Below are 23841 nucleotides of genomic sequence, written 5' to 3'. Positions count from 1 at the left end.
GGCGGGAGTCGGTGGTGGTCAGTGGGGTGGTGTCCGGCAGGGTGCGGACGTCGGATGCTCCGCCACCGCCGCCGCCGAAGTGGGTGCTGCCGCCGCCGTTGAAGCCGCCGACGCACTGGGCGGAAGGGCCGCACGAGCCGCCGGTGGCGGCGCCGCCGACCTCGACGTAGAGGATCTGCCCGCCGGACAGCCCGGTGAGCGTGCCGGACACCTGGGCGCCCCGACCGCCGCCCACGCCGTTGCTCTCCACACCGCCGCCGCCGCCGATCGCCGTGACGTCGACCTGCGTGACGCCGCTGGGCACGGTGAACGTCTGCTCGGCGCCGGTGGAGGCGAAGGTGCAGGTGGTGGTGGGGCCGGACACCGTGCAGGTGCCCTGCGCGTGGGCGGTCCCGGACAGCGCCACCGGCGCGACGGCGGCGCAGAGCACGCCGGCCGCCACGGCCAGCACCCGGCTCCGACGCCCGGCCGGACCCGGGCGATGCCCGCGCGCTGAGCTTGGTCGGCCGACGGCATCCGACAGTGAGAACGTCACGATCAACTCCAGAAGACGGAAGAGGGTCTCTCGGCGAGGAATCGCCCTCTGTCACTGTCGGTCACGCGACCGGAGCCGCCCCCTCTGACCCGTCTGACACACCGCCGGTTCACACCGCCGGCCCCTGGCGGGGCCTTCGCCCGGGTCGGTCCCGGAAATCGTTACGGGCGGGGCCGCGCCAGGCGGAGCACCGGCCCGGTGAGCGCGCGGCCGACGGCGACCACGCCCGCACCGGCCAGAACGTCCAGCAGGTAGTGGTTGCCCGTGCCCATCACGACCAGCGCGATGATCACCGGGTAGAGGGCGCCCAGCGTGCGCACCGTGCGGTCGCCGGCGTAGGTCAGCAGCATCAGGCCGCACCACAGGGCCCACCCCACGTGCAGGCTGGGCATCGCCGCGAACTCGTTCGTCATCGACGCCAGCCCCTTCGGCGTGCTCGCGTCGCCGCCCCACCAGCCGATCGCGGAGTGCTGGGCCATGGTGTCGGTGAAGCCGGAGCCCGCGGGCAGCAGGCGCGGCGGCGCGGCCGGGAAGAGCACGAAGCCGAGAAGGGCCATGACGGTCGAGAGCGCGAGCCAGGTCCGGGCCCGGCGGTAGGCCGCGCGGTGGTGGCGCCAGAGCCAGACCAGAACCGCGGGCGTGACCACGTAGTGCAGCGAGGCGTAGGCGAAGTCCGCCGGTATGCCGAGCCAACGGTGGCTGGTGAAGTCCGCGTTCAGCCAGCGCTCCGGGTCCAGGTGCAGCCACCGTTCGACGTCGAGCAGGTGCGTCGCGTCCCGTTGGGCTCGCTGCACGCCGCCGCGCACCAGCAGCCGACTGCCGTCGTAGGCGAAGTACACGACCGCCACCAGCAGCAGCTCCCGCAGCCAGCCGCCCCGCCCCCACGCCCGGGGCGCGTCCTGCGCGCCGGCCCCCGCCGTGTGCGCGGGGGCGGGGCCGGTGGTGGTGGCAGATGGGGACATGACGTGCTCCGCGCGGGTCTGGACTGTTCCGAAGGGCGGAACAGGAACGTACACACTACCGTACGCTGTACGTTAGTCCCCTCGACAGCCGCCCCGTCCGATACCCAGGGAGCATGCAAGGTGGCGCTTACCAGGCCTGTGTACGCTCCTGATGTGCCCTCCGAGCAGTCGACCGCCACCGCCGTGCCGCCCAGGCCGGCCCGTCGGTCGCGCGCGCCCCGGGGATCGCTCAACCCCGACCTGATCCTCGATCACGCGCTGCGCCTCCTGGACGAGAAGGGCCTGGACGCCTTCTCGATGCGTGCCCTCGCCGAGGATCTCGGGGTCGGAACGATGGCGCTGTACACCTACTTCCGCGGCAAGGACGAGCTGTTCCGCGCCGCGCGGGACCGCGTTCTGGCGACCTACACCCCGCCGAGCACCGAGGGCAGCTGGGACCAGCGCCTCCGTTCGGCGTGCATCGCCGTCCACGAGCTCTTCATCGGCCGCCCGGCCGTCCTGCGGCTCCTGGCGGAGTCCACGGCGAGCGACGACTTCCTCGACGCCGCGACCTCCGCGATGGACCGCATGCTCAGCCTGCTGCTCGAGGGCGGCCTCGGGCCCGAGGACGCGGCACGGGCCTACGGCACGCTCTCGCGCTTCACCATCGGCTCCGCCCTGCGCGAGGTCCGGGTCTGCGCCCGTCCCGAAGCTGTCGAGATCTTCCGCTCCCGCATCGCCGCGCTTCCCCGGGACCGCTTCCCGGCCCTGGCCGATCTCGCCCCGGAGCTGCTGCTCAGCACGGAGAGCGGCCGGGAGCAGTACGAGTACGGCCTCGACCTCATCCTCTGCGGCATCCGCCACCTCGCCTCCGGCCCCGCCTGACCACCTCCACACCCCTGCCTGCGCCCTCTGCCGTGCCGGTCGGGCTCACGGCGGGGGAGGAGCGGGGATCTCGGGTCTCGCCATGCGGCCCGGTGCGCGGGCTGTCGTGGAGTCCGGGATCATGGAGGGACTCGTAGATTTCCCGTTCCGGGGCGTACCGGGTGCGCGCAGCGCGGCGTGTGTCCGGTCCCCGGTGATGCCCGAGGAGGCACGCATGCCCGCGCGGATCATTCTGGTTCGGCACGGTGAGACCAGCTGGTCCGCCACCGGTCGGCACACCGGCCGCACCGACGTGCCGCTGACCGACGAGGGGCGCGACATGGCGCGCCGCCTCGGCGCGCGCCTCGCCGCCGCGCCGTGGAACGGGCTCGCGGACGCGGAGATCGTCAGCAGCCCGCTGTCCCGCGCTCGCGAGACCGCCGAACTGGCCGGCTTCGGCGCGCGGCTCCGGACCGACGATCGGCTGCAGGAGTGGGACTACGGCGGCTACGAGGGCCTGACCGGCCCGGACATCCGGGCCGAGCGGGAGCCGGGCTGGCTGATCTGGCGCGACGGTGTCCCCGGCGGGGAGAAGCTCGCCGAGGTCGGCGCCCGCGTCGACGCGTTCCTCGCCGAACTGGACGCCCGCGCGGGCGTGCCCGACCCGGACACGACGGTGATGCACGAGGCCGACCGCGACGTGGTCGTCTTCGCCCACGGCCACCTCCTGCGGATCATGACCGCCCGCTGGCTCGGACTGCCGCCCGAGGGCGGCCAGCAGTTCAAGCTCGGCCCGGCCACGCTGTCCGTGCTGACCTGGGAGTACGCGGAACGCGCCATCGAACGCTGGAACGACGCCGCGCATCTCGTCTGAGCTCCGGGCTTCACGGCCCTCACCGCCCCCGGCCCCGGTCGGTCACCCCTCCAGAAAGCGCTCCAGCGCCTCGACCACCAGCTTGTGATCGTCCACCTGCGGCAGCCCGGAGACGGCGACCGTGCCGACCAGCCCGACGTCGGCGACCACGACCGGGAACGCGCCGCCGTGCGCCGCGTACCGGTCGGGGTCGAGGCGCGACTTCTCCTCGAAGCTGCTGCCCTGCTCCCGGAAGCGCTGGCCGACGAGGTAGGAGCTCGCGCCGTAGCGACGCACCACGGCGATCTTGCGCTCGATCCAGGCGTCGTTGTCCGCGCAGCTGCCGGGCGCGGCGAAGTGGAAGAGCTGCTGCTCTCCCCGCCGGATGTCGATGGCGACGGGCAGGTCCCCCTCCCGGGCCAGATCGACCAGGAGGCAGCCGAGCCGCCAGGCGTCGTCATTGGTGAACCGGGTGAACTGCAGGCGGCGCTCCTGCTCGACCAGTTCGGCGGTCGTGGTCACGGCTTCACCGTCCGTCCCTCGGCGGCGGAGCGCCGCGCGGCTTCCAGGACCTTGAGTGCGGCCACGGCGTCACGCGGCTCCACCGGCGCCGGCGCCTGTCCGCGCAGCGCGGCCTCGACCTCGGCGTAGTAGCGCTCGTACGCGCCGTGCAGGGTCGGGTGGGCGACGTAGTCGTCGACCGCGCCGAGCTGCCCGAACATCGCGGCGGGCGTGACGCCCCAGCCCTCGTCGGCGGGCGTGACGCCCCAGCCCTCGTCGGCGGGCGTGCGGCCCGCCCGCAGGGCGTCCTCCTGGCCGTCGAGCCCCCAGCTGGTGTAGGCGGCCTCGCTGCCCAGCACCCGGAAGCGCGGCCCGAGTTCCGCTGCCGTCGCACTCATCCACAGGTGGGAGCGGGTGCCGTCGGCGTGGGTGAGCGCGACGAACGAGTCGTCGTCGGCCGCCGCGCCCTCACGGCGCACGTCGAGTTCGGCGTAGACGCTCACGGCCGGGCCGAAGAGGGTGAGCGCCTGGTCGACCAGGTGGCTGCCCAGATCGTAGAGCAGGCCGCCCGCCTCGGCCGGGTCGCCCAACTCCCGCCAACCGCCCTTGAGGTTGGGCCGCCAACGCTCGAAGCGGGACTCGAAGCGGTGCACGCGCCCCAGTCGCCCGGACCGGACCAGCTCGCTGACGGTCAGGAAGTCCCCGTCCCAGCGGCGGTTCTGGAAGACGCTCAGCAGCAGGCCGCGCGACTCCGCCAGCTGGGCCAGCTCCGCGCCCTCGGCCGCGGTCGCGGCCAGCGGCTTGTCGACCACCACCGGGACACCCGCGCGCAGCGCGGCCGTGGCCAGCGGGATGTGGGTGCGGTTCGGCGAGGCGACCACCACCAGGTCCAGCCCGAGCGGCCAGAGCTCCTCGGCCGAGGAGAGCAGTCGCGCCTGCGGATGCCGAGCCGCTGCCTGCTCCCGGCGCTCCGGGTTCGCCGTGACGACGGCGTCCAGGCGCAGACCGGGAGTGGTCGTGATCAAGGGCGCGTGGAAGACCGCGCCTGCGAGGCCGTAGCCGATCAGGCCCACGCGGAGCGGATCTGCGCCGCCCGGCGCGGCGGCTGGGGTGGAGTTCGGGGTGGTGTTCGCCATGGGACCAGTTAAACAACAGCGTGGATTAAGTGGCAAGCATCCCGCATAATCGACTCGTGTCCTCCCCGTCTTCCACCCCGCCGGAGCGGGCAACCCTCCCCGCCGCGAATCCGCCCAGCGAGAAGCCGTCCGGCGCGAACCCGTCCGGCCCGAACCTGGCTGGCGCGAACCTGTCCGCGCTGCGGGACCACAACGCGGCAGCCGTGCTGGCCCTCGTCCGGGCGGCCGGATCCGGAGTCAGCCGGGTGGAGCTCGCTCGCGCGTCCGGGCTCACCGCTCAGGCGATCAGCAAGATCGTGCAGCGGCTCGGCGACGACGGCCTGCTGGTCGAGGCCGGACGCGGCGCCTCGACCGGCGGCAAGCCCCGCACCCTGCTCGCCCTGGTGCCCGACGCCCGTTGGGCCATCGGCGCGCAGCTCGGTCGCGACGCGCTGACCGTGCTCCGCGCCGACCTGACCGGACGCGTGGTCGCGGATCGCCAGGTCCCGATCGATCTCGCCGGCTGGGGGCCGGGCCGCGTGCTGGACCTGCTGACCGAGCAGGTCTCCTGGCTGCTCGGCGCGGTGCCGCGCGAGCGCGTGCTGGGCGTGGGCATCGCCTCCCCGGGCCCGCTGGACCAGCACGCAGGGGTGCTGCACCAGGTCACCGGCGCGCCGTCCTGGGACCGCTTGCCGCTCCGCGACGAGGTGGCCGGACGGCTCGGCCTCCCCGCGTTGATCGAGAAGGACAGCACGGCCGGCGTCCTCAGCGGGCTCGGTTCCCCCAACCGTGCCTTCATCCACCTGGACCGCGGCCTCGGCGCCGGCCTCGTCCTCGGCGGCACGGTGCAGCGCGGTGCGCGCACCAACGCGGGCGAGTTCGGGCACCAGACCCTCGACCCGAGCGGCCCGCGCTGCCGCTGCGGCAACACCGGCTGCGTCGAGGCGCTGTGGGCGGCGGCCCGGAACCCGCGTGAGGCGGCCGGGGTGCTCGGCGAGGCGATCGCCAACCTTGTCCGACTCCTCGACCTCGACGAGATCGTCCTGGGCGGCCGTGAGGTCCTGGCCGCACCCGAGCTCTATCTCGCCGAGATCCGCGCTGTTCTCACAGACCGCCTCCCGGACCCGACCTGGCAACCCGTCACGGTCTCCGTCGCCCCCTCCGGCCCCAACGCCGTCGCCCTCGGCGCGGCGGGCCTGGTGCTGGCTCGCCTGTTCGGCTAGTCGTGTGCCGGTCCGTGCCGGTCCGTGCCGGTCCGTGCCGGTCCGTGCCGGTCCCTGCCGGGCCGTGCCGGTCCCTGCCGGGCCGGCACCGGTCCGATGCGCGGCCCGCGAGGGAGCCCCACCCCGCAGGCCGCGCAGCTCTTGTGGTGAGCGAGCGTCAGCTCGCAAGCGCCATACGGTACTGCTCCAGGAAGTCGGACACCTCTGGAACCTTCTGGTGCTGCCGCATCCGCTCCGCCGTCGCGGAGACCATGCCGCGGATGCGGGTCGAGCGGACCTGGGCGAGGAGGGAGACCGCCGACATGCCTGTCACGGCCGCGTCGACGATCGCGCCGTGCCCGAGCTGGTCGTGGGCCAGCTCCGCCGTGTAGAGCGTGCGGTTGCGGACGAAGTGCGTCGGCTGAAGCGCTATGGCCCGCTCCGCCCAGCCCGCCGCCGACTCGAACTCGCCCAGCGCCGCCCAGCACTGGGCCGTCAGCCCGGCCAGTTCCGCCTCGTTGAAGAAGGACATCCACTCGGGATCCGCGCCCGAGGGGCCCTGTTCGAACGCGGTGCGGGCCTCCCCCAGCGCCTTGACGCAGGAGCCGCGGTCCCGCAGCAGCGCCCACCCGCCGGCCTCGCGCAGGGCCAACAGGGACTCCAGGCGGGCCGATCCGAGGCCCGCTGCGGCGCTCCGTGCGGCCTGCGCCGCACGGACGGCCTCGCGTGGGCGGCCGGCGTCACGGGCGAGAAAGGCGGTGTTGCAGAAGGCGTGCGCCTCCAGCGCTGCGTCGCCCGCCATTCGGGCCGTGGCCAACGCCTCGGCGTACAGGGAGCGGGCCTCGGCCAGCCGCCCGGAGTCGTGCGCGAGCCAGCCGACGGAGATGGCCAGCTCCCCGGCGGACGCCTGCAGCCGCTGCTCCACCCGGGCGGTGTACGTGCCGCAGTTGAGCAGCTGATAGGCGGTGCGCAGGGTGTGTCCGGCGCGCTCGAACAGGGTGTCCGCGCCGTGGACGTCGTCCAGCAGCCGGATCTGACGGACGGCCGACTCGACCTCGCGGACCTCGCGCAGGCCCACTCGGGCGTTCAGTGGCGGGAGCGTTCCGGGGTCGGGGCCCAGCGCGGATCCCGCGAGGCCGACCGGTCCCGCCGGGTCGGCCGGACCCGCCGACTCCGGGAAGGCAGTCGTACCGGGGACGGCCGCGGAAGGAGTCGTCCGCCCGGCGCGGGCGGCAGCGGACCCCTGCGCCTGGGCGGGGGTGTCCCAGGTCAGCGCGGTGACCACGGCCAAGGGGCCGCCGGCCAGGAACGTGCGTCGCTGCACGTCGTCGATCTCCTCGTCGCGTGGCGCCGGGAGCACGGCCGGACGCCGTGACTCCCCTCGCGGCGTGAAGCCCAGATCGGACAGGGTCGCGCCGGGGAACATATGGCGGAAGACGCGCTCGTAGGCGTAGTTGGGGCGCCGGATCTCTCCCGACTCGATCCGGCCGATGTAACGGGCGTCGCAGGAGACGTGCTCCCCGATCTCGCGCGCCGCGCGTCGGACCGACGCCGCGAACTCGCGCGGGGAGAGGTCTCCGCGTCGTTCGCGCATCCGCAGGTTGGTAGAGGTGGGCGAAGGGAGAGAGACGTGAGCCATACGGCACCCCCTGGTACGGAATTGCACCAGCGACATTACTCTGGGCGAGAATTCGAACACGCTGGGTTTTCCGACATTTCCGGACCAGTCGGGCCTGATCGCAGCCGTCTGCCATGAAATGCCACGCCTAGCGGGTTTGGGACGCCGTGGCCCGGGCCCCGTCCGCGCGTTAGTAGAGGGCAGAGAGCGCAAGCACCCGGCACGCGAGCGAGGAGGCGGTCGTGCAGGTCAGGACGACGGACAGCGAGTCAGGATGCGGTGAGTCGGCCCGGGGTGACTCGGCCCGGGGCGAGTCGGTGCGGGGTGAGTCGGTGCGGAGGGATTTCGTCCGGGCCGATTCGGTGCGGGCGGATGCGGGGCGGGTCCAGGGGGCGCGGGGTCAGGCCCCGCGCGCGGACGCGGGCCGGCGTGGCGGGGCGAGGTGGAGCGCCCCGCGGCCGGGGTGCGAGGTGGTGACCGTCCCCGAGCGACAGGGGCTCGAGACGGTGGACATCCTGCGCCTGCGCGGCGGCTGCGGAGCCGTCCTGCTGGACAACGGCTCCGCGGCCGGGGCGACGCTGTCCTTCCTCGTCCCCTTCGGCACGGCCGCCGACTGGCAGTTGTCCGGCAGTTCCTGCCGGGCCGTGCCCGCCCCCGGCGCGGGGTCGCACTGGCTGCTGCCCCCGGCGTCAGGCGGTCCTGGTCCCAGCCCCGTGCTGACCGATCCCGCCGAGCTTCGTGCCGCCCTCGGCGAGGCGGCCCGCACCCTCGCGGCCAGCGACGCGCTCTGATCCGAGGCCCGCTCTGCTTTGGTGGCCCAGGGCTGCCGACGCCGTCGGCCGTCACGGACAGGTGTTCTCCCGTGGATCGCGGATACTGGACCGATGGCGAGAAAGCGGAAGGCCCAGGTCAGCGAGGCCACGACGGCGGATGCCGCGGCGACGGCGGCGGGGCGGGGCGGGGTCGGGCGCGGGGGTGCGGCCCTCGCGTCGATCAGTGAGCAGGTGGCCTCCGGCACCGCCGAGCTCGTGCCCGACCGGGACCGTCCACAGGCGTGGACCGTGCTGCTGGACGGCGCGCCGCAGTCGCACGTCGATCTCGGCGACCCGAGTCGGCTGATGTTCGAGTACCAGCGCCGCCTCGGCCGGGTGGCCGATCTCGCCGCCGCTCCGGGCCGCCCGCTGAACGCGCTCCATCTCGGCGGCGGCGGGCTGACCCTGCCCCGCTACATCGCGGCGACCCGTCCGCGCTCCCGCCAGCAGGTCGCGGAGATCGACACCCTGCTGACCGAACTCGTGCGCCGCGAACTGCCGCTGGAGCGCGCATGGCAGATCCGGGTGCGCGGCGGCGACGCCCGCGAGGTGCTGACGCGCACTCCTGAAGGTTGGGCGGACCTGGTGATCGCCGACGTCTTCAGCGGCGCCCGGGTGCCCGCGCACTGCGCCACCGTCGAGTTCGCCGAGGCCGTCGTGCGGGCCCTGGCGCCCGGCGGCCGCTACGCCGCCAACATCGCCGACGGCGGACGGCTTCCCTTCGCCCGCCGACAGGTGGCGACGCTGCGCGCGGTCTTCCCCGAGGTGGCGATGGTCGCGGACCCTGCGGTGCTGCGCGGCAAGCGTTTCGGCAACCTCATCCTGCTCGCGTCGGCCACGCCGCTGCCGCTGCCGGACCTCGGCCGGGCGATGGCCGGTGACCCGGTGCTGGGACGCATCGTGCAGGGCGCCGACCTGGAGGACTTCCAGGCCGGCGCCCTGCCGGCGCGCGACGCCGAGGCGGAGGCCTCCCCGGAGCCGCCGTCGGCGCTCTTCCGGTTCTGACGGTGGCCCCGCCCTCGACGGTCGGGCCGACGCCAGGAGGCAGCCTTCGTCGGCCCGACGTACCGTCACCTGACGTTCTGCCTCACTTGACCGGAGTGAGGTGCAGGATCATGTACTCGTACGCCTGATCCTGGGGCGACGGGTTGACGTACGGGTTGTCCTTCGTCGGCCAGCCGGTGAAGTTGGCCGTGCTGAACTCGTACCAGGCCGCGCCGTACAGCACCGGGACCGCCGGAACGTCCGTCGAGAGCTCCTGCTGAAGGGCGTTGAGCGCCGACTGCTGGTCGGCCGGAGTGGTCGCGTTCTGGAACTGCTTGACCGCCGCGTCCGCCGCACTGCTCTGGTAGCGGCTGAAGTCACCGGCGGACGGCTGGCCCACGGGCGAGGTCAGCGTGGAGTCCAGGATGAACTGGAGGCGCTGGAACGCCGTCGTGCCCTGGCCCCAGTGCAGTGCCACGTCGTACTTGCCCGTGGTGATGGCGGTGTTCCAGCCGTTGTAGTCCATGTCGCCGTTGATCTTCACGTCGAAGCCGAGGCCGTTGAGCGTCTGCTGCATGGCCTTGGCGTCGCACCAGTAGTCCGTGAAGGAGTTCGGGTCGATGATCGTGAAGGAGATCGTCTTGCCGCCCTTGGTCCACTTGCCGCCGGTCTTGGTGTAGCCGTCGGCGCTCAGCAGGGACTGGACCGCGGTCCCGTCCGAGGCCGGCTTGAGGTCGTTGGCGGTGGCCGGGTTGAGCGAGCTCTGGTCCAGCGGCAGGGTCAGGCCACCCGACGAGGACGCCGGCAGCTCGTAGTCGGTCTCGCACTGGCTGGCCATGGAGGCGCGGTCGATGCCCGCGCTGATGGCCTTGCGCACCGCCACGTCGCCCAGGGCGGGCGCGGTCGGGCTCTTGGTGTTGAGCAGCAGCGCGACCGTGTTGCCGGCCGGGAAGTACGGCGCGTCGGTCTGGAAGAGGTGGTTGTGCTGCGAGTCCTTGGCGACGAACGAGGTGAGCACGTTGTTGATGTCGTTGCCCGCGAGGTCGAGCTGCCCCTGGGCGAGCGCGGTGGTGGCCGCGTCGTTGCTCGCGTAGTTGGCCACTGCGACCTCGGGCACCTTGGGCTTCCCGCCCCAGTACGACGGGTTGGTCTTGTAGGTGACCTTCTGCGCCGTGAAGGCGTCGACCAGGTAGGGCCCGGTGCCTATCGCCTGCGAGGACTTGATCACCGCGGTGGCGGGGGAGGAGATCGAGGACCACTGCGCCTTGGGCACGATCAGCTGGTTGCCGATGGCCTGCGCGCTCGCCATCTCCGGCGAGGCGAAGCTGAGCACCACGGTGTCGGCGTCCGGCGTGGAGATCGAGGCGGCCTTCGGCACGCCCTGCGTGTTCGCGGCGGCGTCGTCCGTCACCAGCTGGTAGGTGAAGGCCACGTCCGCGGAGGTGAGCGGAGAACCGTCGGACCACTTGACGCCGGCGTGCAGGTGGATCGTGGCGGTCTTGCCGTCGGCCGACCAGTCGATCTTGTCGGCCAGCCACGGGGTGGGCGCCTGGCTCGGGTTGAGCGTGTCGTACTGCAGCAGCGGCTCGTAGATCAGCGAGTCGGTGTTCTGCGTCCGGCCGAAGGAGTTGCCGTCGAAGGGGTTGAAGTCCTCGGTGAACGAGGTGGCGCCGGTGTTGTCCTCCAGGTAGAGGGTCTCAGCGGCGACGTTGCCCTTGCCGCCCGAGCCGCCGGCCTTGGGGGAGGACGAGCTCGAGCAGGCCGTCAGGCCGAGTCCCAGGGCGGCCACGACGGCCATGCTCTTGATGGTGGTGCTGCGTCTCATTGTCGTACGCTCCTTGTGTCCGACCGGCGGGCGCCGGCCAGTGTTGAGCGACCATGTCCAGGTCCGTGAAGGGTGGTTCGGTGCTGGTGCCGTGACCGGTCGGCTGGTGCCGAACGGTCACGCTGAGTCGAAGCGGACATCGCCTCGGGCGAGTTGGCGCTCGCCCGGGGTTCCGCGTCACCCCGCCCGGGGCGGAGGCCGCGGCCCTCCTGTCGGCCGGCTCACGCCGGGCCCGCCGACCTGCCCGACGGGGCAGCCTGCGCCGGCGGCTCCGCGGCGGCGTCGATCCGGGACTCGTCGGACGCCTGCTCCGGATCGAGCAGCCAGCAGGCGGCGACATGCCGGGCGGAGGAGGCGTCGCGGGCCGGGAGCGTCGGCGGTGCCTGCTCCGAGCAGACCGGCATCGCGAAGGGGCAGCGCGGGTGGAAGCGGCAGCCGCTGGGCGGGGAGACCAGGCTGGGCGGCGCGCCCCGCCCGCGCAGTACCGGGGCCTCGACCCGCTCGGGGTCGGGCGCGGCGCTGAGCAGGAGCTGGGTGTACGGATGGGCCGGCGCGTCGGTGACCCGTACCGCGTCGCCCGACTCGACGATCTGCCCGGCGTACATCACCACGATCGAGTCGGCGAGGTAGCGGGCCGAGGCGATGTCGTGGGTGACGTAGAGGATCGCCAACTGTTCGCGCTCACGCAGTTCGTCGAGCAGGTTCAGCACTCCGAGCCGGATCGAGACGTCCAGCATCGACACGGGCTCGTCGGCCAGCAGCACCTCCGGCTCGACCGCCAGGCCCCGCGCGATGGCGACGCGTTGGCGCTGGCCGCCGGAGAGCTCGTGCGGGTACTTGTCGACGTAGCTCTCCGCCGGGGTGAGCGAGACGCGCTCCAGCAGCGCGAGGACGCGCGCGTCCAGCTCCTCCCGGCTCAGGCGACGGCCCGCGTGCAGCTTGAGCGGCCGTTCCAGGTGGTAGCGGACGGTGTGCACGGCGTTGAGCGAGGAGAACGGGTCCTGAAGCACCAGGTGGACGCGACTGGTGTAGGCCCTGCGCGAACGGGCGTCACCGCGGACCGGCTCCCCGTCCAGCAACAGCTCGCCGCCGGTCGGGGCGATCAGCTGGGTCAACAGCCGGGCCAAGGTGGACTTGCCCGAGCCGCTCTCGCCGACCACCGCGGTGACGGTGCCGCGCGGCAACGCGAGTGAGACGTCCTCGACGGCGTGCACGGTCCCCGCGCCGCGGCCGAGGCCGCCGTGGACCTTGAAGTGCTTGGTCAGGCTCCGGGCCTCCAGGGCCGGCGTCCCCGGCCGGTCCGGCCCGTGGACCACCCGCGTGGAGATCGGGGTGACGGTGTCGGTCATGAGGAGCTCCCGAGTGGAGGGGTGGCCGTGGTCGCACCGGAGGTCGCGTTGACCGGAGCCGGAGCCGGAGCCGGAGCCGGAGCCGGAGCCGGAGCGGGCAGGGACACGGGTGCGATGTCGGCCGGTGACGCGCTCGGCGCGCTCGGTGAACCGGCCCCCGCCGTCGCTGCGGGCGACGTGGCTGACGCGTCCGAGGTGGCCGAAGTGGCGGTCGCCGGCGGGAACGGCAGAGCCAGCGCGGCGGGTGGGGGCTCCTGCCCGTTCTGCAACCAGCAGGCGCTGGACCGGTCGCTGGGCGGCCCGCCTGCCGTGCGCCCCTGACCACCGGGCAGATCCATGGCCGGGGTGACCAGCAGGGGCTGCTCCTCGGCGCAGCGATCCGTCGCGAAGGCGCAGCGCGGGTGGAAGGCGCAACCGCTCGGCATGGAGCGCAGGCTCGGCGGGGAGCCGGGGATGCCCTCCATCCGGACCCGCTCGCCGTGCAGGCTCGGGAACGACCCCTTGAGGCCGAGACTGTACGGGTGGCGCGGGGCGCGGAACAGTTCCGCCGCGCTGGCCCGCTCCACGATTCGCCCGGCGTACATGACGGCGATCGAGTCGGCCAGCTCCAGCAGCAGCGACAGGTCGTGGGTGATGAAGACGACCGCGAAGCCGAGGCGCTCGCGCAGCTGCATCAGCTCCTCGAGGATTTCGCGCTGCGTCACCACATCCAGGGCGGTGGTCGGTTCGTCCATGATGACCACCTGCGGTTCCAGCGCCAGCGTCATCGCGATCATCACGCGCTGCCGCATGCCGCCGGAGAGCTCGTGCGGGTAGCTGCGCAACCGGTCGGGACTGATGCCGACCATGCGCAGCAGCTCCACTGCGCGCTCACGCCGCTGCGTCGCCGTCATCGACCGGCGGTGCGCCTTGAGCACATCGGTCAGTTGTGCGTCGATGCGGGCCACGGGATTGAGCGCGTGCATCGCGCTCTGGAACACCACCGCCAGTTCCGACCAGCGGATCCGGCGCAGCGTGGCCGCGTCGGCGGCCAGCAGGTCGACGGTCTCGGCCGGGCCTGCGTCGACGCCCTGCGGCCGGGAGTGGAACAGCACCTCGCCGCCGGTGATGACGCCGGGCGCACGGAGCAGGCGTGTCAGCGCGTAGGCGAGCGTCGACTTGCCCGAGCCGCTCTCGCCCGCGAGCCCGAGCACCTCACCGCGGTGCAGGACGAGATCGGCTCCGCTGACGGCACGGACCGCGTCCGGACCGTGGCCGTAGTCCACGTCGAGGCCGCGGACCTCCAGGACGGCCTCGCGCTGCCGTCCGGCCACCGCAGGGCCGCCGTTCTGGCTCTGCGTCATGAGCGTATTCCTTCCTCGGCGCGGACGACCGGGGTGAGGCCGAGCTGGAAGCGCGGTCCGCGCCGACCGCCCGGACCCCGACGCGTGCTGCGCATCCGCGGGTTGACGATCTCGTCGATGCCGAAGTTGAGCAGCGCCAGGGCGATGCCGACGAAGGCGACGCACAGGGCCGGCGGCCCGTACCACCACCACGTGCCGCTGGTGGTCGCGCTGAACTGCTGGGCGGTGTTGAGCATGGTGCCCCAGGAGGCGTTGGTCGGATTGATCAGGCCCAGCCAGGAGAGCGAGGCGTAGGCGCCGATCCCGTAGATCACGGTGAAGATGAACGAGGAGGCGAGAATCGGCAGCAGGTTGGGGAGGATCTCGAAGAGGATGATCCGGACTCGGCCCTCGCCGACGACTCGTGCCGACTCGACGTAGTCCTGGTTGCGCAGGGCCAGGGTCTGCGCGCGCAGCACGCGGGCGCCCCACGCCCAGGCGCTGAGCGCGATGACCGCGCCGATCAGCAGCGGGTTCCCGGTGTCGCCGTCCGGCATCATCTTCATGACGACCATGAGGATCAGCAGGCCGGGCAGGGCCAGGAAGATGTTGGTCAGGATCGACAGCACCTCGTCGGCCCTGCCGCCGAGGTAGCCGGCGCTCACGCCGACGAGCACGGAGAGCACGGTGGCGATGATCCCGGCGACGAAGGCGATCAGCAGGGTGTCCCGGCCACCGGCGAGCAGCTGCGAGAACAGGTCGTGCTGCTGCACGTCCGTGCCCAGCCAGAACCGTCCCGAGGGCGGATGCGGGACGTTGTCGAGGCGCGACGCCCGCCAGTCGGTGGAGTGCGGCGCGACCATCGGACCGAAGAGCGCGAGCAGCACGAAGAAGAGGAGGATCAGCGAGCCGACGGCCACTTTGGGCGTGCGCAGCAGGCGTGAGCGGCCACCGCCGGCGCGGCGCGGCAGTCGGGGTCGGAGTACGGGGGACACGGCTCAGGCCACCTTCCTGGCGCGCGGGTCCAGCGCGACGTAGACGAGGTCGGCGAGCAGGTTGGCGCCGAGGACGGTGAAGGTGACGACGAGGAGGATGCCCTGCATCACCGGGTAGTCGGCGGCCTGTGCGGCGTTGAATATCTCGCGGCCCACGCCGGCGTAGTTGAAGACGATCTCGGTGACGATCGAGCCGGTGACGACGAGGCTGATCGACAGGGCGAAGTTGGAGATGCTCGGCAGCAGCGCGTTGCGCGCCGCGACCGCGACGACCTTGTGCCGCGGCAGCCCCTTGGCTGCGGCGACGAGGACGTAGTCCTCGTCCATGGTCGTGATCATCATGTTGCGCATGCCGAGGATCCATCCGGCGACGGAGGCCAGCGCCACCGTGGCCGCGGGCAGTGCCCCGTGGTCGATCACGTTGGCGATGAACGGCCAGTTCCAGCCGGGGGTGACCGTCGCGTAGCGCCCGGTGTCGTAGGCTCCGCCGGTCGGGAACGCCCCTCCGTAGAAGCCGAAGCTGAGCATCAGCAGGGACGCCAGGATGAAGTAGGGGACGGCCTGGAAGAACGTGGCCGCCGGTAGCAGGGCGTCCAGCAGACCGCTGCGCCGCCAACCCGCCAGCACTCCGATCAGCGTCCCCACCAGGAAGGCGATCACCGTGGCCGAGCCGACCAGGCCGATCGTCCACGGCAGGTCGTTGGCGAGCACGGTCGAGACGGGCGCGGACAGCGAGGTCGAGACACCCAGATCGCCCTGGAAGAGATTGCCCAGGTAGGTGACGTACTGCGCGGCAAGGCCCTGGTGTCCGCCGCCGTACTGGGCCTGGAGGGCCTGGAGCTGTGCGGGGGTCAGTGAGGCCGTGTTCATCTTGGCCAGGAAGTTCTGCAGGGCGCTGCCCGGCACCATCCGCGGGATGAAGAAGTTGAGCGTGACCGCGGCGTAGGCGGCGATCAGGTAGAACCAGAGTCTTCGCAGGAGCGCTCGCATGCCGGCCTCCGCTCAGCCGAGGCGACGCCGGAGAGGCGTCACCGGGTTCTGGGTGGGCAGGGCGGCGGGTATCTGACGTGAGGTGATCATTGGTGGACCTCGGGGGCTTGCGCGCTGATCCTCTGAACGGGCCGGCGCACGGTGATCGGTTGCGGTCGTCGGCGCCGTCGCGAGGTCAAGCTCTGTCGACGGAGTCGCCGTGATGACGTGACTGACCATCAAGACATAAATGGTGCGTACACGTTGATGGGTAGCGCTCGGCTTTCCGGAACCGGCGCGAACAGGGGGCCGCAAGCGGCTCAGTGACCCCCGGGCAGGCCGCGGTGCTTGTAGCAGGCGATCGCCGTCAGCAGCAGACCCAACAGGACCGGCAGCAACCACGCCATCGTGCCGACGTGCTCGGCCGGAATCGGAACCGACCCTTGGGCGGGCACCGGCGTGGGCGCTGGGGCGAACAGAGCGGCGAACACATGCACGCCCGGTCCAACGATCGTGAGCTACGCAGCGTTACTGTCAGGGCATCGGTATCGCCCCCTTGCGCGCGGCCTCGCTGTACCAGTACGCGCTTGACTTGGGCGTCCGCCGCTGGGTGGGGAAGTCGACGTAGATCATGCCGAATCGCTTGGAGTAGCCGTAGGCCCACTCGAAGTTGTCCATCAACGACCACTGGAAGTAGCCACGGACGTCGATGCCCGTCGAAATCGCCCGGTGCACCGCCGTCAGGTGGTCCTGCAGGTAGGCGATCCGCTCCGGATCACGCACCTCGCCCTCCGGGTTCGGGTAGTCGTCGCAGGCCATGCCGTTCTCGGTGATCAGCAGCGGCAGATCCGGCCGCTCCCGGTGCACGCGGGAGAGCAGGTCGAACAGCCCGGTGGCGTCGATCGGCCAGCCCATGCTGCTGGCCGGGCCCTCCGGCTGGTGGAAGGCGACCGACTCGGAACCCGGCCACGGTGAGCCGCCGCCCGTCCCGTGCACGGCGCTGGTGCCCGGGCCGTCAGCCGAAACCCAGGCCGGGGTGTAGTAGTTGATCCCGAGCGCGTCGAGCGGCGCATGGGCGGCCACGGTGTCGCCGGGCTGGATCAACCGGTCCCACTCGACCAGATGGGCTGTGTCGCTCAGCACGTCGTCGTCGTAACGGCCGTGCAGCATGGGCCCGAGGAAGATCCTGTTGCCCACGGCGTCGATCCGCCGGGCCGCCTCGGCGTCCGCGGGGCTGTCGGTGAGCGGCCGCACCTGGTGCAGGTTGAGACTGACGGACAGTTGGGCGTCCGGAACCGCAGCGCGGACCGCGGCGGCTGCCCGTCCGTGGGCGAGGTTCAGGTGGTGCGCCGCGCGCAGGGCGTCGGCCGGATCGGTACGGCCGGGTGCGTGCACGCCGGACCCGTAGCCGAGGAAGGCCGAGCACCACGGCTCGTTCAGCGTCGTCCAGTGGCTCACCCGGTCGCCCAGGGCCTCGGCGGCCAGGGCCGCGTAGGCGCCGAACCGTTCGGCCGTGTCCCGCGCGGGCCAGCCGCCGGCGTCCTCCAACTCCTGCGGCAGATCCCAGTGGTAGAGCGTGGCGACCGGAGTGAGGCCGGCCTCGAGCAGCGCGTCCACCAGGCGGCGGTAGAAGTCGAGCCCGCGCTCGACCGCCGGTCCGTGACCGGTCGGCTGGACCCGCGGCCAGGCGATCGAGAAGCGGTAGGCGCCGAGCCCGAGGTCGCGCATCAGTGCCACGTCCTCCCGGAAGCGGTGGTAGTGGTCCACCGCCACCGCCCCGGTGTCCCCGTGGTGCACCTTGCCCGGCGTGGCGCTGAAGGTGTCCCAGACGGAGGGGGTGCGTCCGTCCTCGGCCGCGGCGCCCTCGATCTGGTAGGCCGAGGTGGCCGCACCCCAGAGGAAGTCGGATGGGAAGTGGAGCAGGCCGTCCTGAGCCCGCGAGGAGCGCGTCGTGGCCGACGGGCCCGGCGGGCGGAGTGACGGCGGGGTGCCGACGGAGGTCATCGCAGCGGTCTCCCGAGGTTTCCGAGACGGATGGCGGTGAAGCGGGAGGAGGCGGGGCGTCCCGGCCGGGCCGCGAAGGCGACCGGTGATGGGAGCGCTCCCAGTTCCTGTTGCCGGAAGCCTGAGCCCTGCGGCGTGTGGATGTCAAGGACTCCGCTGAGGCTTTCGCTCGAAAGTTGGGAGCGCTCCCATTTGCTGGGACATCGCGCTAGGGTGAGGTCACCGCACCGTGGTCGCCCGTCTACCGTGGGCCCGCGCGACTCCCGTGCGTGCGGCCGGGTGGGCCGCTGGCACGATGTACCCGGGCGCTGACGGAACGCGGAGAGTCCGGGTGCCCGGTCGGGTGCCCGTCGGCGCGTCGGGCGCGCCGGCTGGGTCAGGTGGGTCGGGTCGTGAGTGCGTGAGTGGCCGGTGAGTCGGGTCATGAGCAGACCGCGCCGTACACGAGGGAACGAAGGGAACGCCATGAGCAGCAGGTCCGCCGGTCGCGGCGAGGGACGGCCCACGCTGGAGGCCGTCGCCGCGCTGGCCGGTGTCGGCCGCGGCACGGTGTCGCGCGTGGTCAACGGCGCGGCCGGGGTGAGCCCCCGGGCGCGCACGGCGGTCGAGCAGGCCATCGCCGAGCTGGGCTACGTACCGAACCGCGCAGCCCGCTCCCTCGCCACGAGTCGGGCCGACGCTGTCGCTCTGATCATCCCGGAGACCGAGACCCGGCTCGCCTCCGAGCCCTTCTTCGCCTCGATCATCCGCGGGGTCGCCAGCGAGCTCTCCGAGACCGAGCTGCAGCTGCTGCTGATCCTGGTGAGTACCGAGCGTGAGCGCCGCCGGCTCGCGGGCTTCCTCGACGGGCGGCGGGTCGACGGAGTGCTCATGGTCTCCGTCCACGCCGACGACCCCGTGGCCGAGCTGGTGGAGAGCACGGGTCTGCCCACGGTGCTGGGCGGTCGCCGCTCTGAGCTGGAGCCCCTCAGCTACGTCAACTCGGACAACCTCGGGGGCGCCTGGTCGGCGGTGCGTCACCTGCTGGGCCTCGGGCGGCGGCGGGTGGCTACGATCACCGGCCCGCTGGACATGGAGGCGTCCTGCGTCCGCCTGGAGGGATACCGGCGGGCGCTCGAGGAGGCCGGGGTGGCGGTCGAGTCCCCGCTCATCGCGCACGGCGACTTCTCCGAGGAGTCCGGCGAGGAGGCCATGGCCGAGCTGCTCGGGCGCGAACCCGCCCTCGACGCGGTCTTCTGCGCCTCCGACTTGATGGCGGCGGGCGCGATGCGTGCACTGCGCCGGGCCGGCCGCAGGATACCGACGGACGTCGCGGTGGTCGGTTTCGACGACTCACCCTTGGCGCGGCACACGGAACCGACGATGACCACGGTCCGTCAGCCGAGCGAGGAGATGGGCCGCGCGATGGCCCGACTGCTGCTGGAGGAGATCGCCGCTCCCGGGCGCAGTCATCGGCAGATCATCCTCTCCACGGACCTGGTCGTCCGCGAATCGGCCTAGTCGGCCGGTGCCCCGCCGGTCGGAGGCGCCTGCCCGACGCCTTCCGCCTGAAGCCGAACGACTGATCATCGTGCCCGCACGACCGTTCCTCCTGGCCGGACCCGCGAGTAGCGTGGAAGGTGGCGGGGTGGCTGCCGGGTGTCCTGTGCGGACGAGATCGGGTGATGGCGATGCTGGCTGTGGATGTCGTCCTGGGGGTGCTCGGTGTGGGCGCCGTGTGGCTGGCGACGGGGGTGCGGGTCGTCCAGCAGTTCGAGCGCGGCGTCGTCTTCCGCTTCGGTCGCGTCCGCAGCGGGATCAAGCAACCGGGCCTCACCCTGCTGCTGCCCGTCGCCGACCGGCTGCGCAAGGTGAACGTCCAGATCATCACGATGCCGGTGCCCGCGCAGGAGGGCATCACCCGTGACAACGTCACGGTCCGGGTCGACGCCGTCGTCTACTTCCGGGTCGAGGACCCGGTCCTCGCGACGGTGCAGGTGCAGAACTACACCTTCGCGATGTCCCAGGTGGCGCAGACCTCGCTCCGCTCGATCATCGGCAAGAGCGAGCTCGACGACCTGCTCACCAATCGCGAGCCGCTCAACCAGGGCCTGGAGCTCATGCTCGACAGCCCGGCGGTCGGCTGGGGCATCCACATCGACCGGGTGGAGATCAAGGACGTCGCACTGCCGGAGTCGATGAAGCGCTCCATGTCCCGGCAGGCCGAGGCGGAGCGTGAGCGCCGCGCGCGCATCATCACCGCCGACGGTGAGTTCCAGGCGTCCCGGAAGCTCTCCGAGGCCGCGACGATCATGTCCGACACCCCGGCCGCACTGCAGCTGCGTCTGCTGCAGACGGTCGTCGAGGTGGCCGCCGAGAAGAACTCGACGCTGGTGCTGCCGTTCCCGGTGGAGCTGCTCCGCTTCCTGGACGGGATGACGCCCAAGCCCGAGAGCAACGGCGGGGCTCCCAGCGCCGGTGCGGCAGCCGCCGTGGCGGCGAAGCCGGAGGAGGTGCCGAGCGTGCCGCCGGTGCCGAGCGTCCCCGAGCTCGAGGCGCAGGCGGATGCGGAGCTGGAGGCAGGGGGGCTGCTGTTCTCGGAGCCGGAGGAGGAGCCGGGGGAAGGCCCGGAGGGCTCGGAGGGACAGCCGGAGGAACGTCCGGAGCCTTGACCGAAGGTGTACGAGCCAGACCGCTCTTGAGCCCGGTTCTCTGAGCCGGGCTCAAAGCGTGGAAGCCGGAAACGACTTCGGGCCCGACCGTTGAACGGTCGGGCCCGAAGTCCTCGATGGGGTGAGTGACGGGGCTCGAACCCGCGACACCTGAGACCACAACCCAGTGCTCTACCAGCTGAGCTACACCCACCATCTGTCCGCTGCGCTCTCGCGCGCTGACGGAGATAACTCTACAGGATCCGGCGGGATGCTCACGACCACGTTTCCGGTGGCTGCGGCCGGTCCGGCGCACCCCTGGTCGCGGGTGCGCCGGCGTGCCGGTGTCAGGCCGGCGGCTGCTCGTAGCGTGCGGCGATGGCCCGCGCGGCCTCGGTGTCCGGGCCAGGCTGGGGCACGAAGACGGCCTCGCGGTAGTACTTCAACTCGGCGATGCTCTCCCGGATGTCCGCGAGCGCGCGGTGGTTGCCCTGCTTCTTGGGGCTGTTGTAGTAGGCGCGCGGGTACCAGCGGCGGGCGAGCTCCTTGATCGACGACACGTCGACGATCCGGTAGTGGAGGTGCCCCTCCAACGCGGGCATGTCCCGCGAGAGGAAGCCGCGGTCGGTCGCCACGGAGTTCCCGCACAGCGGCGCCTTGCCGGCCTCCGCCACGTGGGCCCGGACGTACGCCAGCACCTGGGCCTCCGCCTCCGCGAGGGTCACGCCCCCGGCCAGCTCCTCCAGCAGCCCCGACGCGGTGTGCATCTCCCGCACCACGTCCGGCATCTGTTCGAGCGCCGCCTCCGGCGGACGGACCACGATGTCGACACCCTCGCCCAGAATGTTCAGCTCGGAGTCGGTCACCAGGGCGGCGACCTCCACCAGGGCATCTCGTTCGAGGTCGAGTCCCGTCATCTCGCAGTCGATCCACACCATGCGGTCGTTCATCCGGCTCACCGTCCCGGGGCTTGTGCGCGTCCTGCTGTCGACGTCAACCGCGAGCTCCGCGACGAACCCGGGCGGGCGATCGGCTGACCCGTCATGGTCGATCATTGCGCTTCGCCCTGGCAAGTCGACACGTCGCCCGGTCCGTGTGCGGAGGGCGGCTGTGACGCACGGGAGGACGCGCGCAGGGACACGCGCAGGGACATGCGGGGGATGCGTGAAGCGGCGCGCGGGGTGGCGCGCGGCGGAGGAATCCCGCTCGGGCGCGCTCCGGCACGCCGGATGGATCGCTGCGAAGGCGCTTGCGCGGAGCGCCTCCCCGGGCGGCGGCCGAGCGGGACACATGGCAGCAGGGACACATGACCGGCCGGCGGCCGGGTTCGCGGGGTGGGGCGTGCGGCGCGCCGGGCGCGGGGCGCGGGGCGAGAGTGCTGGGCTCGCGCTCCCTCGGCCGACCGGAGGTGGTCAGCTCGCTGCCGTCGAGGCGCGGCGGGTGCTTGTGGCGTCGGTGGCATGCTGCGGCCCGGCCCTCCTCAAGGCCCGTCTGGGCCAGGCCGGGCCCTCCGCGGCCCGTCCGTTCCGCGTCGGCCAGTCCCGGCCAGGTCGGCTCGCCGCGGGGTGGTTAGGCTGCGGTCTTCGAGGCGGGGGCTTGTGGCGTCGGCCGCATGCTGCAGCCCGACCCTCCCCGGCCCGTCCGTTCCGCGTCGGCCGGTCCCGGGTCAGGTCGGGAGGCCTCGGGGTGGACCGCTCGCGGTCATCGAGGCGCGGGCCAGTGCTTGTGCGGTCGGCCGCATGCCGCCGCCCGGCCGGGGCCGCGTCGGCTCGGCCAGGCTCGTCCCACGGTGGCCGGCTCCGTCCCGCCCCTCCCGTTCCGTTCCGCGCCGGCTACCGGCGTTCCGCGCCGCGGCGGCGCAGGGCGGCGGTGGCGCTGTCGGGGTGGCTGAGGGCCTGAGCGGGGCCCGGGCGGCCGTCCTCCGTGGGAGAGGAGTGGTCGGCCGACGCCGGGCGGCTCGGGCCTGCCTGCCGGGTGCGACTGCCCACGCGCGGGGTCGGCCGGCCGCGTCCGGGGCCGCCCTGGGGCGGAACGGTGGGCAGCGAGGCGCCGAACTGCTCCCCGCCGCCCGGCGTCGCCGCACTCGGAGTCGACATGGACGTTCCGGTGCCCGTCGTCGTCCCACCCGCAGGCCCGCCCGCGCCGCCGTTCCCGCCCGGTGTGCCGGGTTCGGGGCGGCGCGCCCGGAACGTGCTGCGGTAGACGGCGGGGGAGACGCCCAGCTGCCGCCGGAAGTGGCCGCGCAGGGCCACCGGCGAGCGGAAGCCGCAGCGCCGCGCCACCTCGTCCACGGAAAGTTCCGTGGTCTCGAGCAGCCGCTGCGCCTGCAGGACGCGCTGCGAGATCAACCACTGCAGCGGCGCACTGCCGGTCAGCGAACGGAAGCGCCGGTCGAAGGTGCGACGGCTCATGTACGCGCGGGCCGCCAGCACCTCCACGTCGAACTGCTTGGAGAGGTTGTCGAGGGCCCAGGTGACGACCTCGGCGAGCGGGTCGTTGCCGATCTCCTCAGGTAAAGACCGGTCGACGTAGGGGGCCTGTCCGCCCGAGCGGCGGACTGGCACGACGAGTCGGCGGGCGAGGGCGGCAGCCGCCTCGGCGCCGTGGTCGGTGCGGACCACGTGGAGGCACAGGTCGATGCCTGCGGCCGTGCCGGCGCTGGTCAGCACGTCGCCCTCGTCGATGAAGAGCTCGCGCGGGTCCACCTGGATCTGCGGGTAACGCTTGGCCAGGGTCGGCGCGTACATCCAGTGGGTGGTCGCGGGGCGTCCGTCCAGCAGGCCGGCGGCGGCGAGGACGAAGGCGCCGGTGCACAGGCCGATGATCCGCGCACCCTCGGCGTGGGCCTTGCGGAGCGCCGCGAGCGCCTCGGCCGGCGGGGTCTGGCCCGCGGAGCGCCAGGCCGGGACGACGATGGTGCCGGCCCGGGCGAGGCCGTCGAGGCCGTAGGGCGCCGTCATGGTGAGGCCGCCGGTCGTGGCCAGCGGGCCGTTCTCGCCCGCGCAGACAAGCAGGCGGTAGTGCGGGAGCCCGGTGTCCTGGCGGTCGATGCCGAAGACGGAGAGCGGGATCGAGCTCTCGAAGATCGGGCCGCCGCTGAAGAGCAGCACGGCCACGATCTCGGCGCGGCGGCGGCTCGAGAGTTTGCGGGGTGCGGCGGTGGCGAGGCCGGTTGATCCACTGGCGAGGCTGCCGGAACCGGTGGCGCCGACCGGGACGCCGGCGATCGCCTCGTCCCCGGTGACGGTAGTCCTGCTGACCCTGCTCAAGGCGCTCCGGCCCCCCTCGCTGTCATGGTCGTCCCGGTCCTGTGGTTCCACGG

Annotated in this window: 20 protein-coding genes, 1 tRNA gene and 1 pseudogene; 7 read left to right on the top strand and 15 right to left on the bottom strand. The window is 72.7% G+C overall.

The genetic code is table 11. The features are described 5' to 3' along the window. The coding region (locus TR50_RS46725) for a glycine-rich domain-containing protein (protein WP_500802665.1) at window positions 1-442 on the bottom strand (442 nt) is incomplete at its 3' end. Between the two features lie 254 nt (window positions 443-696). Then, the gene (locus TR50_RS15385) at window positions 697-1497 is read right to left on the bottom strand and encodes a phosphatase PAP2 family protein (RefSeq protein WP_052441015.1); all 801 of its coding nucleotides are present in this window, start codon (window positions 1495-1497) and stop codon (window positions 697-699) included. 153 nt (window positions 1498-1650) lie between these two features. Between TR50_RS15385 and TR50_RS45505 the strand changes: the two genes are divergently transcribed. Then, window positions 1651-2361 carry a TetR/AcrR family transcriptional regulator gene (locus tag TR50_RS45505; RefSeq protein WP_052441014.1) on the top strand — a complete coding sequence of 237 codons (711 nt, stop codon included), beginning with the start codon at window positions 1651-1653 and terminating at the stop codon, window positions 2359-2361. Between the two features lie 214 nt (window positions 2362-2575). Beyond that, window positions 2576-3214: a histidine phosphatase family protein gene (locus tag TR50_RS15375; protein ID WP_042420844.1), complete on the top strand. Its 639-nt coding sequence runs from the start codon at window positions 2576-2578 to the stop codon at window positions 3212-3214. 42 nt (window positions 3215-3256) lie between these two features. Here the strand turns inward: TR50_RS15375 and TR50_RS15370 are convergent, their stop codons facing one another. Together TR50_RS15370 and TR50_RS15365 are read right to left on the bottom strand one after the other, a co-directional pair. Then, the gene (locus tag TR50_RS15370; RefSeq protein WP_042420841.1) at window positions 3257-3715 is read right to left on the bottom strand and encodes a heme-degrading domain-containing protein; all 459 of its coding nucleotides are present in this window, start codon (window positions 3713-3715) and stop codon (window positions 3257-3259) included. Further along, window positions 3712-4830 (bottom strand): Gfo/Idh/MocA family oxidoreductase, encoded by a 1119-nt coding sequence (locus tag TR50_RS15365; protein ID WP_042420840.1) that lies wholly within the window; start codon window positions 4828-4830, stop codon window positions 3712-3714. Before TR50_RS15365 ends, TR50_RS15370 begins: the two co-directional genes overlap by 4 nt. Before the next feature lie 56 nt (window positions 4831-4886). Between TR50_RS15365 and TR50_RS15360 the strand changes: the two genes are divergently transcribed. Beyond that, window positions 4887-6032 carry an ROK family protein gene (locus TR50_RS15360; protein ID WP_369405741.1) on the top strand — a complete coding sequence of 382 codons (1146 nt, stop codon included), beginning with the start codon at window positions 4887-4889 and terminating at the stop codon, window positions 6030-6032. 157 nt (window positions 6033-6189) lie between these two features. Here the strand turns inward: TR50_RS15360 and TR50_RS15355 are convergent, their stop codons facing one another. Then, window positions 6190-7605: an NsdA family TPR-like regulatory protein gene (locus TR50_RS15355; RefSeq protein WP_152648409.1), complete on the bottom strand. Its 1416-nt coding sequence runs from the start codon at window positions 7603-7605 to the stop codon at window positions 6190-6192. 497 nt (window positions 7606-8102) lie between these two features. On the opposite strand from TR50_RS15355, the gene TR50_RS15350 reads away from it, so the two are divergent. Together TR50_RS15350 and TR50_RS15345 are read left to right on the top strand one after the other, a co-directional pair. After that, window positions 8103-8420 carry a hypothetical protein gene (locus TR50_RS15350; protein ID WP_052441023.1) on the top strand — a complete coding sequence of 106 codons (318 nt, stop codon included), beginning with the start codon at window positions 8103-8105 and terminating at the stop codon, window positions 8418-8420. Between the two features lie 93 nt (window positions 8421-8513). Further along, entirely contained in the window at window positions 8514-9446 is a 933-nt protein-coding gene (locus tag TR50_RS15345; RefSeq protein ID WP_169790430.1) for a spermidine synthase, read from the top strand. Window positions 9447-9528: 82 nt separating this feature from the next. On the opposite strand, the gene TR50_RS15340 is transcribed toward TR50_RS15345, so the two are convergent. The 7 genes and pseudogenes from TR50_RS15340 to TR50_RS15315 form a co-directional block, all read right to left on the bottom strand. Further along, window positions 9529-11250: an ABC transporter substrate-binding protein gene (locus TR50_RS15340; RefSeq protein WP_042420836.1), complete on the bottom strand. Its 1722-nt coding sequence runs from the start codon at window positions 11248-11250 to the stop codon at window positions 9529-9531. A 221-nt stretch (window positions 11251-11471) separates the two neighbouring features. Then, window positions 11472-12599, bottom strand: a complete 1128-nt coding sequence (locus TR50_RS15335) for an ABC transporter ATP-binding protein (protein ID WP_052441013.1) — start codon at window positions 12597-12599, stop codon at window positions 11472-11474. A 230-nt stretch (window positions 12600-12829) separates the two neighbouring features. Further along, window positions 12830-13942: pseudogene (locus tag TR50_RS15330) on the bottom strand (ABC transporter ATP-binding protein); the annotation flags it as partial. Next, window positions 13939-14916, bottom strand: a complete 978-nt coding sequence (locus TR50_RS15325) for an ABC transporter permease (RefSeq protein WP_042420834.1) — start codon at window positions 14914-14916, stop codon at window positions 13939-13941. The pseudogene TR50_RS15330 and the gene TR50_RS15325, both read right to left, overlap by 4 nt. Window positions 14917-14919: 3 nt before the next feature. Then, window positions 14920-15906, bottom strand: coding sequence for an ABC transporter permease (locus TR50_RS15320; protein ID WP_042420833.1), 987 nt, complete (start codon window positions 15904-15906; stop codon window positions 14920-14922). A gap of 299 nt (window positions 15907-16205) precedes the next feature. Then, window positions 16206-16382, bottom strand: a complete 177-nt coding sequence (locus TR50_RS46720; RefSeq protein ID WP_236654428.1) for a hypothetical protein — start codon at window positions 16380-16382, stop codon at window positions 16206-16208. A gap of 37 nt (window positions 16383-16419) precedes the next feature. Continuing rightward, window positions 16420-17889 carry a GH1 family beta-glucosidase gene (locus tag TR50_RS15315; protein ID WP_042420831.1) on the bottom strand — a complete coding sequence of 490 codons (1470 nt, stop codon included), beginning with the start codon at window positions 17887-17889 and terminating at the stop codon, window positions 16420-16422. 465 nt (window positions 17890-18354) lie between these two features. Between TR50_RS15315 and TR50_RS15310 the strand changes: the two genes are divergently transcribed. Both TR50_RS15310 and TR50_RS15305 read left to right on the top strand, forming a co-directional pair. Further along, window positions 18355-19389 (top strand): LacI family DNA-binding transcriptional regulator, encoded by a 1035-nt coding sequence (locus TR50_RS15310; RefSeq protein ID WP_042420829.1) that lies wholly within the window; start codon window positions 18355-18357, stop codon window positions 19387-19389. Window positions 19390-19559: 170 nt separating this feature from the next. Next, entirely contained in the window at window positions 19560-20540 is a 981-nt protein-coding gene (locus tag TR50_RS15305) for a slipin family protein (RefSeq protein WP_439654223.1), read from the top strand. Between the two features lie 117 nt (window positions 20541-20657). Here TR50_RS15305 and TR50_RS15300 read toward each other — a convergent pair. The 3 genes from TR50_RS15300 to TR50_RS15290 form a co-directional block, all read right to left on the bottom strand. Continuing rightward, a tRNA-His gene (locus tag TR50_RS15300) sits at window positions 20658-20733 on the bottom strand. A gap of 133 nt (window positions 20734-20866) precedes the next feature. Continuing rightward, window positions 20867-21469 carry an oligoribonuclease gene (orn, locus tag TR50_RS15295; protein ID WP_042420828.1) on the bottom strand — a complete coding sequence of 201 codons (603 nt, stop codon included), beginning with the start codon at window positions 21467-21469 and terminating at the stop codon, window positions 20867-20869. 882 nt (window positions 21470-22351) lie between these two features. Beyond that, window positions 22352-23746, bottom strand: a complete 1395-nt coding sequence (locus tag TR50_RS15290; RefSeq protein ID WP_084700357.1) for a helix-turn-helix domain-containing protein — start codon at window positions 23744-23746, stop codon at window positions 22352-22354. Window positions 23747-23841: the final 95 nt, after the last annotated feature.

Origin of the sequence: Streptacidiphilus anmyonensis (genome assembly GCF_000787855.1) — a bacterium.
GTDB lineage: Bacteria > Actinomycetota > Actinomycetes > Streptomycetales > Streptomycetaceae > Streptacidiphilus > Streptacidiphilus anmyonensis.
Note: the sequence above shows the minus strand (reverse complement) of the source record. Positions and strands in the feature narration are given on the sequence as shown.